This window comes from Caballeronia sp. RCC_10, from assembly GCF_041360715.1.
Classification (GTDB): Bacteria; Pseudomonadota; Gammaproteobacteria; order Burkholderiales; family Burkholderiaceae; genus Caballeronia; species Caballeronia grimmiae.
The window spans coordinates 1-14,848 of record NZ_JBFUPT010000053.1; the positions used below are offsets into that span (position 1 = coordinate 1).

The window sequence follows — 14,848 nt, forward strand, 5'->3', positions numbered from 1 at the left end:
GGCAAACTGGACTTCTCCGCCTTCAACTCGCATGCCCGCTGAAGGCCGTTACCCACTCCGTTTTCAAAAGAGCCAGAAAATTAGCAATTCCAGGGGCTGTCTTCAGGACCCGTCGCTCGGATAGGTAATCTCGTCGGCGACCGGATCGAATCCGGCGCAGCGATACGTGGTGAGATCCTTTTGCACCTGGCAATCGCCATGCCTTGTGAAGCCGCGCCTCCGCGTATTGGCCTTGGATCATGCAGTGGAGAACACGACGACGCCTTCCTTGTTCAGTCCAGCATCGCTCGGCTCAACGATTGAGCACTCGAGTTCCGGATAGGAGAGCCTACGATACAGACTGGTCTCAATCAGTTCACCGCGAAAGCGGCGGTAGAGCAGCCGGCCAGAGAAGTAGTAATGCGGCGCAAGGGCTGATGGCGCGGTCGCTGGAACGGCTCCGTGGAATGTCGTGCGCGTGTCGGCCTCACAGGTCGCCCATAGTTCGCTGCCCGCCGGGAGCAACGTGCCGGGCTTTACGGCGTCGGTCACCGCGTAACCCCATCCGGCTTTTGGCAAGGAGTGGCGTGCGCCGATGGGCGTGCGCTTGATCTCGAAGGCGCTGCTGACGACCTGGAAGTCGCAGTCGCACGGGTTATTCAGCACGAACATTGCCATGGCCGGCATGCCAGGAGTCACGCTCACTCTGCTGACGACAATGCGCAGTTTTGACCGTTGTAAGACGTTGGCCGGCGCGGCGTGGTCGGCTTGGCTCATTGCGTCACGCCGTACCGTTCATCCGCTCGAGCGCGGCTTTGGCCGCCTCTCGCCCGTAACCCCAGTGCGTCTTAATGGCTGCGGGGCTGAATTGCCCGTCCTTGAAGTGCGACCCCCGTTGCGAAGCCTCATAGTCCATGGGAACGATGCAGATCGGCTTCATGCTGGCGAGCGCAGCGGCATTCATCAGTTGCGGATCCGACTGGCGTCGCGCAGGATCGATGCAGTCCAGCGCATAGGCGAGTAGCGATTTCAAATGGCGTGACTCATCTAACGCCTCATGGTATGCGGCGGCCCGGCTCCCGTGCTCAATATTCTTTTGACGGATCTCCGCATCGCTCACGTTGTCCGGCACTTGGCCGTCCGGAGCCCATAGGTCCGCCCGGAGAATGGTTGTCTCGACGTCTGCCGGGGCGGCCTCAACGAGATGGTGCAGGGGCGCCGCTGAAACCAGCGAGCCGTCCCAGAACCACTCATCGTTGATTTGGACTGGGGCGAACCACGGCGGCAAGCTACCGGAGGCAACGATCATCGGTATAAGGAGCTCGCCGCCGCGATTATCGAAATAGTGCACCTTGCCAGTCTGCACGTTTGTCGCGACGACGCTCACGTGCGCACTGCTTCGATTGAGTGCTTCGAAGTCGCACACGCGCTCAAGCGTTAGATAGAGCGGCGCAAGATCCATGATGCTGGCCAGTTCCGGCGCGCCGGTGCCGTTGGTCCATGGCACCGCCGATCGGCGGGTGAAAAAGCCGGGAAGTCCTGCGGCCATCGCATAACCCTGGTCGGCTTCGGCGAGCACACGGCGAAAGTCGTCACCTCCTAACATCCTTGCGCCGTTAAAAGCCAGCATCTGGTCGCGGATCGCTGTGCCCGGCACCGAGACGCGATCGTAGAACTCCCTCAAGCGGTCAATCCGACGCGACGGCGTATTGCCGAAGTAAATCGCGGCGTTAATGGCGCCGATTGACGATCCGCAACACGCGTCGAGTTCAAGGTTCGCCTCGTGCAACGTCTCAAGCACGCCGGCCTGAAACGCCCCAATGGCGCCGCCGCCCTGCATTGTGAGTGCAATGCGCCTGGGCTTGCCTGGTTGGGTGTCTTGCTCGGTCATTGATGCTCCGTGGCGGATGCGGTGCCGCGGCACGCTGTGCGCCCGCGGCGAAAGGTGCGCGAGTGATCGAGCTACAGAAATGACGTTACTTGGCATGCACGTTGAGCCGAAGACAAGCAAAAAACGCTGCGTCGTGCGTCCACGATGCCCGTTTGAAGTTGGTCGCCGCTCCCGAGCTCGCTGTGCTTGTGCGAATGCGTCACAGCACGGACGAGTTCGTAGTGAGCGCCTTTGCCGCTTCGGTTCGGCGGAAAATGCTCGCCCTCGACGCAGGTCACCTCGAAACCCGATCCGCCGGCGCCTTCCTTAACGACCTTGTAGATGCCTGAAGTCTGGTACCTTCTCGGCGGGCTTGTGCCGAATGCCATGTTTGCCTCCTTTCGTTTTTCTCCGACTCGCGCAAGGACTGTTCCAAATGAGCCTTGTCTCCCGTGCTGGCTGGCGCGCGCGGAAAATCCGGAGCGCCCGGCACGCCGCTCATATTGGTTGAGCCGAGGGAGGAGTTAGTGCATGAAAGTCCTCGATTCGGTTTTCGAACTGACGACGCAGAGAGGCCGATAAACGCGCGCTTTGCAGAGCCGCGAAGAAGCCACTACGATCGCACTCAGGCCTTCTTCCTGTGCCGACCGGTAATCATGGAAGAACGCTTTTATGTCTCGCTGCATTTTTCGCTCAATCTTGCTCGACGCGAATCCGGACGACTTCGCGCTTCCCGTGACCCGGTCCGGGGGGGATGCGTTGCCAGTCGTCTGTCCAAACACGCGCCGCAGCGAGCTCACCCGATGCAACAAGTCGGACGTGAGATGCGGCGTCAAGATCGCGTCGGAACGCCTCTGCATCGGAGTTGCTGGATTCTTCGACTAGCATATCCAATTCTTTCACGATCACGAAACGCACCCAGAAATTGGCAAGACGGCGGTTTCCGTTCGATCGGAACATATCCGGGTCGCTCGCAGAAGCTAATCACTTTCGGGTTTGCCTCGAGCAGCAGCTTGCTCGAGCAACGGACGCCGGTAGGACGTAACGCGATGGGCGAGTTTGGTGGTGAGGTAAATTGACATTTGATGCGCAGATCTGCAAATTGACACTTTATTGCGCTGCCAGTGAATGCAATTTTTCACCTCCGAACACGGACGCCTTCGAGAAGAATTCAAGAAGTGACATTTTTAGTTTGAGTGACGATCTCGGCGCTGGCGGGACATGCGTGATATTGCCGAACACGACGCGTCCGATGCTGAGATGGCAAGTACAACGATAGCTCGGATATGCGGCAACGCTTCTGATCGGGGATGAACCGAAATCATAGTTGCCTGTGACCTCAGCGCCCGACATGCGTTCTTAGACACTGCCGGACTGCGGTGATACGGCGAATCGCGAAGTTCGCGCCGCATACTTAACGGGCACTCATGGCTGTCGCGAAGCTGATTGATCACCGCAAGTATGGAGGACTGCCCGCCGCAATTGGCTTCGTGCGGCCATGAGGCGTCGTTCACGTGCATTGCGGGCCAAACCTTCAGGCCTCCTGCGCCGTAGCGATACCGGCCGCTGCGTTCTACACCTGCGATGGCGTCTTACTCTGCCTGGCCCCAGCGGTCACAAAGGGCGGCATCGCAATGGCTTGAGCAACAAGCGGGTTTGCGTAGCCGTTCATTGCCAACGAGGAGGCAGGAATCTCTGAGCATTTCGCTGGCCTCAGCGTGCCGGAAGGTCGGCCCGGGCCGACCTACCATGAGCGGTCTCCGGCATAAGTCGTCGAACATTAACCGAGGCAGTTATCGAGCCAAGCGACGTAAAAGGTCCAGACAGACTCGGGCGTTTGTCCATTCCAGCAATAAGTATCGAACCCTGCCACCACAGCGTGAGCTCGACTCTCGCATTCGTCCCGCGCCGCAAAGGCGGCGATCACTGTGTGCTGCTGAGCGTTTCTGCGCACAAAGCGAGCGAGTCAACTTCGGGGGCTGGAATGGCAAATGCAGCGCCATCACCGGAACACTTACTGCATCTGGATCGAAATGAATATGGGCGCGATATACGTTACAGCGACGAGCCAAAATGTGGCCGCCATGGGCGCTGCTGCAACACCTTGGACGAACAGAGGGGCACTTGTCGTCATGCTCATGTTCGGCGTTGCGCTCGCAGTTGGTCTTGCGATAGCTGGCTTTTATGTGTTTCTACATAGTGCTCATACGGACAGGCGCGCACGCTAGCAGCGGAGATGCCCGGGCGACAACGCAGCGCGCTTGAGTGCACCGTCGAGCCCGCGTACATTGCTTCCTCGGTCGAACGCAGAGCCGTCGTTTGTATGTCCTGGACATGGCGCGTTATATGTGGGCGAAAAGCTAATGCTCGACAACGTTGCTACACCTGTGAGCTTCAACCACAGAGGGGTATGTAGTACTGGCTCCCCCATCTTCCTCACGTTGTGTCAGAGAAACGGATGCGGCGAGACGAAACGGCGTGTTAATCGGATGCCCGTCGACGGCGGCGCAATTGGCAGACCTGCGTGCGCTCCTCAAAGCACTGCGTTGAAGGCCGGGTCCCACCTTGGCGGTCCGATCTGTATCCACTCGTGCTATCGCGGCGTAGCAGAGTGGAAAAATGCCTTTGGGTAATGCGAGGTGCATCTGCGAGTGTTCGGTTGCGAAAACGGATCGCAAGGGGCCGCACTGCGGAGCGCTGCGTGTTGGAACGCAAATGCCAAGCGTCTTTACACATTAGGTTTACTTTTAAGCGAGAAAAGCCATGCTTAGCCGCACCGCCGATCATCTCTTATGGATGACTCGGTACACAGAACGCGCCGAAAATACCGCGCGCGTGCTCGAGGCAAATTATCAGCTCTTGCTGTTGCCGCACTCCGATCAGTACGCGGAACTTGGCTGGCGTGCAGTGCTGTCGATATTTGAGTTGAACGGCCCGTATGCTGCCCGGCACGACGGCATAAACAGCCGCAACGTCATCGACTTCATGTCGCGCGACACGACCAATCCCTCGTCCATTCGCAGTTGCGTGCGGGCTGCCCGCGAGAATGCGCGTGCAGTTCGCGGCTCGACCAATAGCGAGCTATGGGAGACGCTCAATATGACGTGGCTGGACTGCGAGCGCATGCTGGCGGATGGCATTCTTGACCGTGAGCCACTTGCGTTTTTCGAGTGGGTCAAGTCTCGCTCGCATTTGTCGCGTGGCGTGCAGTGCGGCACGCTCGTCAGGGACGACGCATTTTATTTCATGCTGCTTGGTGCCTCGATCGAGCGGGCCGACAACACCGCCCGTATCCTCGACGTCAAGCTCGAGATGATTGAGCAGTGCGCCGATACTCCCGTGGAGCATTTTGATTACTACCACTTGACGGCGGTGCTGGGGTGCGTTTCCGGCTTGGAGGCTTATCGGCGGGTCTATCGGGATGTCGTTACGCCGCAGCGCGTCGCGGCCCTGCTGATTCTCTATCGCGACTGGCCACGCTCGATGGCCTCCAGCCTATCGGAAATGGAGGAAGTCATGGCTCACCTGACGAAGGGACGCCGTGATTCGTACGCCGCACGACTCGCTGCGCAGTTGAGCGTCGAACTGAAACGCGGTGACATCGTCGCGATCCTGGGAGGCGGCCTGCACAAGTATCTTCGAAGTTTTGTCGCGCGCGTGAATGAACTGGCGAGCCATATCGGGCGCGAGTTCCTGCTGCCAGGTGCACCTGGGATGCGCCAGACGCAAGCGCGGTCGGAACCTCCGGAACGGACGGCGGGATCACACCTCAATCGCAAAGCGCCTTTGAGCAAATGCGTTCCCAGCGCGTAGTCGTCCCCGGAACCGTTGCACCGGAGCGCAGCTTGTCGATCACGGGGACCACGAGCGCGAACGGGCAGTTATATGCACACCATGGTTGCGGCTTGAGCTGTTCCGTGTACACGCGGGGGGAACCGACGACTCGTGAGAGTCATGAACGCGCTCTGGTCGACGGTGTCTCATCGATGAGTTTCTGCTGGTGCGCGTTTTCGACCGAGAGCATGCGAGCGCTGGATGGTGGTATGGGTGCCCGATACCAGGTAAGCCGCCCGTGTATCGGCCAAGTCTTCCCACGGATGCAACGAGGTGTATGCGCTGGATGCATACGTCGGCCCCGTCGGGTGCAAGCAATCCTTGTAGTAGCGTTCGAGCATTGCGGGACAGTCGCTGCACGGAGCCGACGATGTCATGGATGTCAAGGGCTTGGAGCGGCGTATGCATATATCGCGGGGAACTTAATCGAAGGAGGTTGACATGCCGAAGTCGCTGCACATCGGTCGGCGCTCTCCCAGAAGCACTCGGACTCTTTTTGTCGTCGAGAGCAACAAGCGTGGACCCTTGCAAGACGCGATGCCCGTCCGCACCACCGTAGGGTCAACGCACCCACCTTGGGGCTTCACGCATGAGCAATCGACCTTGATTCGCGGTCTGCGAGCAGGGCCGTCGCGAGGCCCACGACTGTACCGCCGTTACAGCGGATTATCGCGGCGAGCGGGCCTCAGCGGCAGTACGCATGGTCCTCAAAGCTCGGGGTAAGCAAGATCATTCGCAACGACTTGCTTTCCTTTGTCTTGGGCAGCGGCAATCGCGACGGCCTTCGATGAGAAGGGACCTAGTGTCTCAGCGCCTTCGAATGGAAACAATAATCGACCGTCTGTTTTTCTGACGACTTTCAAAGTACCGTAGTAGCCACTCGCAGCGCTACCGCGCGACGACGCATAGATGATGAAATCATCTTCACTAGCGCCTGGTGCCGGCGGGACGTCCCGGGTGGGGAATAGTATCAATTTGGGTCGCTTTCCATTTAGCGCGGTCATGGCCAGACTACCTGGTGGTTGCAAGTTGCTAGGGTATGGGTCACTCCGGTCATGTGGCGGCGACCGAAGCTGTACGTCGGTTCGCCGCTACTCGAACGGTCGACGCCTCACTGGTACCGAATGATCGATGCGCCGGGGGCCGTTCGATCAACCGTGTCTTGCACGTCACCGACTGCGCCGGTCCCCAATTTGAGCCTGCTAGGGAGCACATGGTCGCACCGGGTGGGACGGGGAGATCGTCGTCGGGATGAATGCGGTCGCCGACGACACCATAACCCTTCGTGCACTTTCCTCATTGGCGAAAACTCCGAGCTCCGAAAGAGACATTGAGTGACCGTCCTCATCGAGACTAAGCGTTTGCAACGAATCCGGAGCCCTTTCGGAGAAGTCATTGCTATTGTCGTGCCAGGCCAGACCAGGGCAGGCAAAGCAACGCAACCGATCGGACGACCGGAGACACGACAGCGCGAACGTCCGTCCGAATGGCATGCTGCAGACGCCATACCCCCCAAGACGGTTTTCGAAGATGGTGTGCCAGTGTCTCGGAGAAACGTCGGGCAACAACAACGATGTAGCGATCTAGCCGGCGACTCCCGAGACATAGGTCAGGCCCGTGCCATATGCGACTGGGACGGCGCAAGACGGCAGACGGAGATTCAGTGATCATCTGCCAGCAAGGAGGGGCATGTGAGCCTCGTTACGCCTGCCATCGTGGAAGGCAAATGACAAGGCGACGAGGGAGACAAGCATGCATGGGAATCGGGTCGCCCCATTCAGAACGAGGAGTCGGGCGAGGCGTTGAAGGAGCGCGCGCGAATAGCGAGTTGTGTCATGGCGGCGAGAGCATACGTCAAGAGTGTGTACGGCACATCGTGACGGTCGGATTCAGGCGGCGAGTTTCTGCTTGCGTATTTCACACCAAACAGGACGACCGTCCTGCGCCGGTTCGCCGTCCTTGCGGACAGGTCCCAGCCGCCATGTCTTCGGCTGCTCGCCTTCGGCATGTCCGGCTGCGGCGGTCTCGTTCGTATTTCTGGCGCCCGCGCGTGCGCGCTGCCGTCGGTCGAAGGACGCCGCCTTCATTGCGGCTAGGGGCGGCATCGATACTGTTGTCTTTGCGCGCATACGAACGGTTGCGCTACCTGGGACCAGCCATTGCGGGGCCAACAAATGACATGCGTTTGCCGTGGCGACGCCCGGCTTACGACCGCGAGCTAAAGTTTATGCCGACTGTATATCGAGACGATCGTGGCACACGAGTCAGAGCCGGGCTACAGACCAATCACTTTCCAGGTTCCCGATCATCTGCGGGAAGCCCTTGCCCAGACCGTCGAGACGTTCATGGCAAATGCATATGGGGCGACTCCACCCGCGCAACGCGCGGCGGAGATGCGCGCCCAGGATAGGGACGCGGGCTTGGACGCGCTTTGGCATTTGCTGACTGTCGCCGAGGGCGATTCGCCACAGGCTGGGTTCGTCGCACAGTTCCTTGCGGGACTTTATAACGGCTTCACGTACCCGCTCGACCTGGCTGTCCTTCGCCCCCTTGAACAGGATCTTTTGGAGCGCTGCCTTCAGACACTGCGGCTTCAGCGGACGGATGCGGTAGAGGTTCAACGCTATTTCCCTAACGGCGAAGCACGCTGGCAAGCACTTATTCAACGCCGTGCGATACGGCCCCGAGATGCCGCGCAACTTCTTCCGGACGAAGACGTTGTCGCTCCGTGTCAGTACCAGGCGAAGCTTGATACGTCCGGATATCGGAACGTCACGCTGTTCGTTAAGCTTTTTCCGGGAGGTGACAATGCTAGGTCGATCGGCCTCGCGCTATCTGCGGTGGACTGCGGTCGGCTCACGCTAGACCTGCTTGCAGTTCATCGAGCGGCATGGGCGCGGGGCAGGCCACGCGACGCGGAAGAGTCCGAACTGCGTCCCGCCTGGCTTGGCGTGCCATGAAGATGGGCGCTCCTATTTAAGAAGTCAATCACACCGGAGCTTCACGGTGCGGAGAGGGAGTGCGGTTCCAGACGCAGGGGAAGCGCTCCGCGACAACCGCAACGGCCCGCAGCGTCCATGGAATCGCCGCAGATCGTGTGTGCGACCGGTCCGCCCCATCCGAGGGAATTTCGGGTTTATGCCGAGGAACGTGAAACGACCGCTTTTTTTCTGCGCAGCAAATGAAAAGAAAAAGCCCGCCTAGACCTAGGACGGGCTAAGTCCACACCGACTCAGACCAATGGCGTGGAAGGGGATTGGCCACCTGAGCCGCAATTGACATTCCTAGTGGCTTGATTTCCTATACGGACAGTCATGCTCTGCAGAACTACTAACGCTCCTCACCGGCCCCTTTAGCGTCTTGGACAGATTAGATGATCCCCCGGTTGTTAGAGTCCGCGTCATGACGCCCCTGAAGGCGGCCCAAAACGCCGGGCAACCTTTGCAACACGTCATCGGTTCGCTCCGTTGCAAATCCTAAGGGATGCCTAGTGGAGTTCGAAGCACATCGCGTTTCAGTAACCCGTTTAGGCAAAACACGAGCCCTCCGACGCCACAGTGCAGTAGCGGAAATAGAGTCGGTATTTGCGGTCAACGCAGCAAAAACTACTATGCTTCCATTCTTCGAGGAGAGTCGATATCCGCGGATCCTGACAGTCGTCGAGAACAACATCTCCAGGGCGGCAGGTTCGCTTTGACGCTCCTTCACATGACGTTTGGCGGGGCCTCGAAGGTATGGTAAGGAGCAGGGCTCGGCACAGTCCATTCCAGGCCCTGAGCGCCATCCCACGGCGACTCGCCGACCGGCCGCGTGCTCGTGCTACCTAAATACGTTGGAAGGGCTATTGCGAGCAGAAAATAGACTTGCGCGAGTCCGAAGACGAATGCACCGATGGTTAAAAGTAGCTCAACCAGACAACTTTGCTTTGCATGCGCTGGATGGAGAGGTGGTAGTTCTCGAAGACGACATGCTGATCATCGAAGCCTTTCGTGGACGCCGAAAGCAGGCATACGCATTCAATCTGCGTTGGACAGTGGTGTCGGTGTCTGGGGGAAGCGGCGTGACGCCTGTTTCCGTGCGTTCGTTCGGTCATACATTGCAAATAGGGAGGTACGCCCATCAGGGGAACGTTTCGCGGTTCATGACAGAGTTTGCGCAATTGGCGCCATGCAAGGTTGCTATGGCTCGGGCGTGATGGCAAGGGTGGCCGGAACGGAATTTCATGGCGAGCGCTCCCGTTATGTAGCTACCAGGCACTCCTGCGTCGGAACGCCCGCGTTAGTCTCCGAAGAGATCGGGAGCACTGTTGGCATTCGTGACTTCGCAGCGCGCTTTTTGGATTTTTCATTGATATGGCACACGTCACTAGAAGCGGCCTAGACTTGTCCGTTTTCAATCTGGACGGTCCCGCCGGGTGCTGGCTTGACCGAGGAAGATTCTGCTGCGTATGCCTGTGTCGCGGAAGCGGCGCGGGGGCTACCACGAAAAGACAGTCGCTTACTCCACCCGGTCGACGGAGCAGAAGTCAACAGCCCTCATTCGACGGCAACCACAGCGAATTGTCCGGTGGCGGAGAGGTGTTGAGGTAGTTTGCGCCGACCTTGAAAAACCCGAACTCGGATGCTTTCGCTTGCGGGCCCGGTTTGATGAGCCTCGGGGTTGCATGGTGTGCGCTTAAAGCAAGGAGAACGAAGATGGGAGTCTTTGGAAAAAGCGCGGGCAAAACCGACTTGTATGTGTCGGAGTTCGAGCAGTTCCTAAACCGGCTGAAAACTGACCACCCGGAAATCGACCGCACTCAAATGCTTGGCCGCGCTTTGTTGTGGGACAAGATACCTCAACTGCCCGATTCGGGCGACTCGGCCGGCAAGGAGAACACAATGCGTCAGCCGTCTTACGTCTACTTCAGTAACAACGATTCATGACGGCTAGTAGCCCCGTAGCGACGGCCCACCTCGGGGTTATGCGCGCACTGCGCGTCCGGAACGTTCGTCCGACATTGGTATAACACCGCAGCGACAACGCCGTTCCTTCATGATGAGGGCTGCTGCGACGGGCGCCCGGCGCCACGTTCGACGCCTCGCTCGGTGCGTTCGCGCAAGCCCGACCTCGCTACAGCGTACTTGTGTGGGTCTTCGAAGGATTATCGGGCTAGGCGGGCGCACTTGATAAGCGCGGTGACCGCTGAACGCGATGTGGTTGTTTGCGTTCAACTATGGCCATAGTCCGTACCAACGCGTTAACGACGTTAGCTCACTTCAACGACGGCGACATTGCTCTCGCCCGTCCTTTGCTTGTTGAAATGGGCCGCCTCGTCATGGGCGAGTCGGCGGATGATGATCAGCAAGGCAGCCTTCTCCCGCGGCGACGCGGGCTTCAGCTCTCTCAACGTCAGCCGGATAAGTAATTTCGTCGGCGACGGGATCGAATCCGGCGCAGCGATACGTCGCGAGCTCCGCCTGCACGTGTGCGCGCGTCGAGTCGTCTCCGCCAGTTGTACAAGCCGCGACAAAGCATAGAGTCGCAGCAGCCGTGAGCGCTGCTTCGAGCGGGCGGATGAATTTGCTATCACGCATCACGTCTCCAGTTAGTGAGGGAACGTAGCAGCTCATCCATTGGCAATCCCCATACCTTGGGTTGGCTTGTGCCGGTTGCTGTCGATCGGCCCAGTCTTTTACCGCTCTGCCGCCCACCGAGATGCCGTACGGAGGGCCGATGTGAGAGCGTCAGCGTATGAAGGGGTCGGGCTGCGGGAAAATACGACAGAGCCTCTCTCATTGAGCGCAGCATCGTTCCGCTCCATGATGGAACATTCAAGTTTTGGATATCCAAGCCGGCAATATGAGCTGGTTTAATAGGTGGCCGCGAGACCCGAGACCAGCGATACTGGAAGGCGCCCAGCGAAGTTGAAGTGCGGTCGAAGTGCACCGGTGCTGTCGCTGGGTAACGTACCGAGAAGTGTGCAAAAAGCTGCTGGCGGGAAAATGCTGAGGAAGTGGCCGTGGTGTAAGTTGATGAGTGTCGAGTTCGTCAACCTGCCTTCGGGAGGGCTTGCACCATGGCCACGACCAAGCGTAGTACGAACCGGCCGCCAGTGGAAGCGCTGGTTGCCGGCGACGGCGACCTGATGAAGGCGCTCATGAAGGATGCGCTTCAGGAAGTGCTGGAAGCGGAGATGACCGAGCTGCTGGGGGCATCGCCCAACGAGCGGACCGAGACACGCAGTGGCTATTGCGTATTTCGGCGAACGTGACCGCCGATTTCGGGAACGTGACCGTTTGGCAAGGTCGGGCGTTGCGCGGTGTCGATTGTAGATTTCCTTGTTAGTTTTGGTCGAGTTCTGGTTCGAGCACGCTGGGTTTCGGAGATGTTCAAGCGGCTCGAAGGCAACCGTCGTGAATGGTTCGAACGGCTGGACCAGCCCGTACTGCGCCCGTTGCCCGTGCGGCGCTATGAGATCGCCACCTTCCAGAAGTGCCGTGTGAACATCGATTACCACGTGGATGTCGGCGGCCACTATTACAGCGTCCCGCACAGCCTCGTACGGCAGGAGGTCTGGGCGCGCATCACACGCCACGGCGTTGAGATCCTGTATGGCGGCAAGCGTGTCGCTGCGCACGCACGCTCGCGCCTCAAAGGCAAACACACGACCATCGCCGAACACATGCCGGCCGCGCATCGCGCGCACATGGAATGGACGCCGGGACGCTTGCTCAATTGGGGTGCATCCGTCGGCCCCGGCGCCGAGGCTGTCGTGCGGCATTTGCTGACCAACAAGCCCCACCCTGAGATGGGCTATCGCGCCTGTCTTGGTTTGCTCTCGCTGGCGCGTAAGTACGGCAAACACCGTCTCGAAGCCGCGTGCCAGCGCGCATTGAAGATCGGCTCGCCCACGCGCCGCTCCGTGCTGTCGATCCTGGACGCGGGGCTTGACCTGCAGCCCTCGCTCCCGATTCCGCTCACCGAATGGCGCTCGCCCGAGCACGAGAACGTGCGCGGTCCGGACTACTACCATTGACCCGAAGGAGATCACGATGTTGATGCAGCACACCCTTACCCAACTGAAGGCTCTCAAACTGGACGGCATGGCCCGCGCGTTCGAGGAACAGTCGACGCTCACGGCCAGCACCAGCCTGTCGTTCGAGGAGCGCGTGGGCATGCTCGTAGATCGCGAGATGGCTTGGCGCGATACGCGGCGACTCGAACGTTTGCTGCGCGCGGCGAAGCTCAAGAACCCACAGGCCTGCATCGAGGACATTGAATACCGGCAAAGTCGTGGGCTGGACCAGCGCATCGTCGCCACGCTCGCCGGCTGCGACTGGGTGCGCAATGCGCAGAACCTGATCCTGACCGGCCCCACGGGTGCGGGCAAGACTTGGCTCGCATGCGCGTTCGGCCAGCAGGCGTGCCGTCAAGGCTTCTCGGTGCTTTATGTGCGCGTCGCGCGACTGTTCGAGGAACTGAAGATCGCGCACGGCGACGGCAGCTTCACACGTCGGCTCGCGCAATTCGCGAAGATCGATGTGCTGATTCTTGACGACTGGGGGTTGCAGGATCTCGATCAGGCCGCGCGCAACGATCTGCTCGAAGTACTTGATGATCGCGTCGGTACGCGCTCGACAGTGATCACCAGCCAGCTGCCCCTCGAACACTGGCATGCGTGGCTGCAGGACCCCACGCTCGCCGATGCGATTCTCGACCGGCTCGTGCATCAGGCTCACAAGCTTCCGGTCAAGGGCGATTCGATGAGAAAGAAAACGAAACCCGAGCCCGTTGACGCCCGATCGTGATCACCGTCGCTATAATCCATTGACCGCGCAACACCACCCTCCAGACTGATCATGTTCGCCGGAACGACTGATCACCATCGCCGAAATCCGCAACAGAGGTTCTGATGCGTGATGAGCACCTGTCGGCAAGGAGCGTCAAAGCGGGCGCAAGCGTGCAACGCAGCGCCATGCGGTTAAAGCAGTTGATCGACGACCTGTTCACCTTTACCCGAACGCGCCTGGGAGATGCACTTCCGGTCGAGCTCACGCAACAAAATATGCGGCGCATTTGCGAGGCCGCGGTCGATGAAGTGTGCGCTGCGTTTCCCGACGCGCGGATCGAATTTCAAGGCAGCGGGGAGCTTGCGGGCGTCTGGGACGGTGCCCGCATGAGTCAGTTACTCGTCAACCTGCTCACGAACGCGGTTCAGCACGGCGCAGGGACGGTTACCGTCACGGCTGCGGGCGACGGCGAGCAGATAACGCTTGCGGTCGCTAACGGAGGTGCGCCGATTCCAGTTGATGCGCTGCCGACACTGTTTGACCCCTTGACGCGGGCCGGTCCGTCGCCGGAGCACCGAAGAGCCTCCCGTGGCATGGGACTCGGGCTCTATATCTGCAAGTGCATCGCGCAGGCGCATGACGGCACTGTGGGCGTGGCTTCGGATGAGAAAGGGACGGTGCTCACCGCCCGCATCCCCCGTTTTCCGCATCCTCAAATTGAGCCGGGCAGGACGGGCCGCTGAACCATTAAACTCCGCAACTGGCTTTTTTCCCACGACGCCAATACCGCAAGCGGTCGGTACATACTGGAACGGCAGCTCCGGCGCGTTTCCTCAAAGCGGAAATCGGCGCCAATAGGAGCACTGTTCGATGAGAAGTAGGACGTGGTACAGGCTCTAGAAATCAGACCCGGGGTTTTGCTCGTCTTCAGCCAGATCGTCGATCAATCGCTGGCCGGCTGTATGTCCGCTCATGAGCGCTTCAGCCTCCGTAGCAAAGGGGCGCTCGCCGAGTCCCGAGAGCCGTACCGGCGATGTGATGGGCGAGCCTTGTTCGGTCGTAATTTGCACGACAGCGAAGAAGCCATCAGGCGCCCGCAGTTTAGCGTTGTCTGACGGAAGGACGACTGGATCAGTCTCTACAACGATCGCGAATGCCTTGTATGCGTAACTTCGTTTCATCTCGCGCGCCCTCGGCAGTCCTTCCGTGTACAGGTCACTTTACGCTAAGACACGCTCTTAAATAATGGGCGAGTTTCCTGACTTCGCTGATTTGAGCTGTACTGCAAGCCGAACACGAGCCGCACTCACGAGTATGCGTTAAGGAGCGTCTGCACAATTCGTTTCGGAAGCATGCGACAGGCGTGACGTAGACTGGATGGAAAGATTTTGCA

The 14,848-nt window shown here is 59.4% G+C and carries 14 protein-coding genes and 2 pseudogenes; 7 read left to right on the forward strand and 9 right to left on the reverse strand.

What is annotated here, in order from left to right; translation table 11 throughout:
• Positions 1–237: 237 nt before the first annotated feature.
• The 3 genes from AB6804_RS30160 to AB6804_RS30170 form a co-directional block, all read right to left on the reverse strand.
• Positions 238–756 (reverse strand): hypothetical protein, encoded by a 519-nt coding sequence (locus AB6804_RS30160; protein ID WP_370889574.1) that lies wholly within the window; start codon positions 754–756, stop codon positions 238–240.
• Positions 757–760: 4 nt separating this feature from the next.
• A complete protein-coding gene (locus tag AB6804_RS30165) occupies positions 761–1,870 on the reverse strand; it encodes a patatin-like phospholipase family protein (RefSeq protein WP_370889575.1) in 1,110 nt (369 codons plus the stop codon).
• Positions 1,871–1,941: 71 nt separating this feature from the next.
• Entirely contained in the window at positions 1,942–2,238 is a 297-nt protein-coding gene (locus AB6804_RS30170; RefSeq protein WP_370889576.1) for a hypothetical protein, read from the reverse strand.
• A 2,374-nt stretch (positions 2,239–4,612) separates the two neighbouring features.
• Between AB6804_RS30170 and AB6804_RS30175 the strand changes: the two genes are divergently transcribed.
• Positions 4,613–5,662 carry an alpha-E domain-containing protein gene (locus tag AB6804_RS30175; RefSeq protein ID WP_370889577.1) on the forward strand — a complete coding sequence of 350 codons (1,050 nt, stop codon included), beginning with the start codon at positions 4,613–4,615 and terminating at the stop codon, positions 5,660–5,662.
• Between the two features lie 167 nt (positions 5,663–5,829).
• On the opposite strand, the gene AB6804_RS30180 is transcribed toward AB6804_RS30175, so the two are convergent.
• From AB6804_RS30180 to AB6804_RS30195, 4 genes and pseudogenes are all read right to left on the reverse strand, one after another.
• Complete coding sequence (locus AB6804_RS30180; RefSeq protein WP_370889578.1) at positions 5,830–6,060, reverse strand: putative zinc-binding metallopeptidase; 231 nt, start codon at positions 6,058–6,060, stop codon at positions 5,830–5,832.
• A 330-nt stretch (positions 6,061–6,390) separates the two neighbouring features.
• The gene (locus tag AB6804_RS30185) at positions 6,391–6,687 is read right to left on the reverse strand and encodes a DUF6723 family protein (protein ID WP_370889579.1); all 297 of its coding nucleotides are present in this window, start codon (positions 6,685–6,687) and stop codon (positions 6,391–6,393) included.
• A gap of 1,260 nt (positions 6,688–7,947) precedes the next feature.
• Positions 7,948–8,304 (reverse strand): hypothetical protein, encoded by a 357-nt coding sequence (locus AB6804_RS30190; protein ID WP_370889580.1) that lies wholly within the window; start codon positions 8,302–8,304, stop codon positions 7,948–7,950.
• A 1,083-nt stretch (positions 8,305–9,387) separates the two neighbouring features.
• Positions 9,388–9,582: pseudogene (locus tag AB6804_RS30195) on the reverse strand (cytochrome c oxidase subunit I); the annotation flags it as partial.
• Between AB6804_RS30195 and AB6804_RS30200 the strand changes: the two are divergent.
• Positions 9,567–9,878, forward strand: coding sequence for a DUF2244 domain-containing protein (locus AB6804_RS30200; protein WP_370889581.1), 312 nt, complete (start codon positions 9,567–9,569; stop codon positions 9,876–9,878). The pseudogene AB6804_RS30195 and the gene AB6804_RS30200 overlap by 16 nt on opposite strands.
• 499 nt (positions 9,879–10,377) lie before the next feature.
• The gene (locus AB6804_RS30205; protein WP_370889582.1) at positions 10,378–10,608 is read left to right on the forward strand and encodes a DUF3460 family protein; all 231 of its coding nucleotides are present in this window, start codon (positions 10,378–10,380) and stop codon (positions 10,606–10,608) included.
• Between the two features lie 390 nt (positions 10,609–10,998).
• On the opposite strand, the gene AB6804_RS30210 is transcribed toward AB6804_RS30205, so the two are convergent.
• A complete protein-coding gene (locus AB6804_RS30210; protein ID WP_370889583.1) occupies positions 10,999–11,295 on the reverse strand; it encodes a DUF4148 domain-containing protein in 297 nt (98 codons plus the stop codon).
• A 446-nt stretch (positions 11,296–11,741) separates the two neighbouring features.
• On the opposite strand from AB6804_RS30210, the gene AB6804_RS30215 reads away from it, so the two are divergent.
• The 4 genes and pseudogenes from AB6804_RS30215 to AB6804_RS30230 all read left to right on the forward strand — a co-directional run bounded on the left by AB6804_RS30215 (position 11,742) and on the right by AB6804_RS30230 (position 14,198).
• Entirely contained in the window at positions 11,742–11,936 is a 195-nt protein-coding gene (locus tag AB6804_RS30215) for a transposase (RefSeq protein ID WP_370889584.1), read from the forward strand.
• Positions 11,937–12,053: 117 nt separating this feature from the next.
• A pseudogene (locus tag AB6804_RS30220) lies at positions 12,054–12,701 on the forward strand (IS21 family transposase); the annotation flags it as partial.
• A 16-nt stretch (positions 12,702–12,717) separates the two neighbouring features.
• A complete protein-coding gene (gene istB, locus AB6804_RS30225; RefSeq protein ID WP_370889585.1) occupies positions 12,718–13,473 on the forward strand; it encodes an IS21-like element IS408 family helper ATPase IstB in 756 nt (251 codons plus the stop codon).
• Between the two features lie 104 nt (positions 13,474–13,577).
• Positions 13,578–14,198, forward strand: coding sequence for a sensor histidine kinase (locus AB6804_RS30230; RefSeq protein WP_370889586.1), 621 nt, complete (start codon positions 13,578–13,580; stop codon positions 14,196–14,198).
• 153 nt (positions 14,199–14,351) lie between these two features.
• Here AB6804_RS30230 and AB6804_RS30235 read toward each other — a convergent pair whose 3' ends face one another.
• Positions 14,352–14,636, reverse strand: coding sequence for a hypothetical protein (locus AB6804_RS30235; protein WP_370889587.1), 285 nt, complete (start codon positions 14,634–14,636; stop codon positions 14,352–14,354).
• Positions 14,637–14,848 lie beyond the last annotated feature (212 nt).

Coding starts and splice junctions, on each gene's coding strand:
- AB6804_RS30160 (WP_370889574.1), bottom strand. CDS start 756: ATGAGCCAAGCCGACCACGCCGCGCCGGCCAACGTCTTACAACGGTCA.
- AB6804_RS30165 (WP_370889575.1), bottom strand. CDS start 1,870: ATGACCGAGCAAGACACCCAACCAGGCAAGCCCAGGCGCATTGCACTC.
- AB6804_RS30170 (WP_370889576.1), bottom strand. CDS start 2,238: ATGGCATTCGGCACAAGCCCGCCGAGAAGGTACCAGACTTCAGGCATC.
- AB6804_RS30175 (WP_370889577.1), top strand. CDS start 4,613: ATGCTTAGCCGCACCGCCGATCATCTCTTATGGATGACTCGGTACACA.
- AB6804_RS30180 (WP_370889578.1), bottom strand. CDS start 6,060: ATGACATCGTCGGCTCCGTGCAGCGACTGTCCCGCAATGCTCGAACGC.
- AB6804_RS30185 (WP_370889579.1), bottom strand. CDS start 6,687: ATGACCGCGCTAAATGGAAAGCGACCCAAATTGATACTATTCCCCACC.
- AB6804_RS30200 (WP_370889581.1), top strand. CDS start 9,567: ATGCACCGATGGTTAAAAGTAGCTCAACCAGACAACTTTGCTTTGCAT.
- AB6804_RS30205 (WP_370889582.1), top strand. CDS start 10,378: ATGGGAGTCTTTGGAAAAAGCGCGGGCAAAACCGACTTGTATGTGTCG.
- AB6804_RS30210 (WP_370889583.1), bottom strand. CDS start 11,295: ATGAGCTGCTACGTTCCCTCACTAACTGGAGACGTGATGCGTGATAGC.
- AB6804_RS30215 (WP_370889584.1), top strand. CDS start 11,742: ATGGCCACGACCAAGCGTAGTACGAACCGGCCGCCAGTGGAAGCGCTG.
- istB (WP_370889585.1), top strand. CDS start 12,718: ATGTTGATGCAGCACACCCTTACCCAACTGAAGGCTCTCAAACTGGAC.
- AB6804_RS30230 (WP_370889586.1), top strand. CDS start 13,578: ATGCGTGATGAGCACCTGTCGGCAAGGAGCGTCAAAGCGGGCGCAAGC.
- AB6804_RS30235 (WP_370889587.1), bottom strand. CDS start 14,636: ATGAAACGAAGTTACGCATACAAGGCATTCGCGATCGTTGTAGAGACT.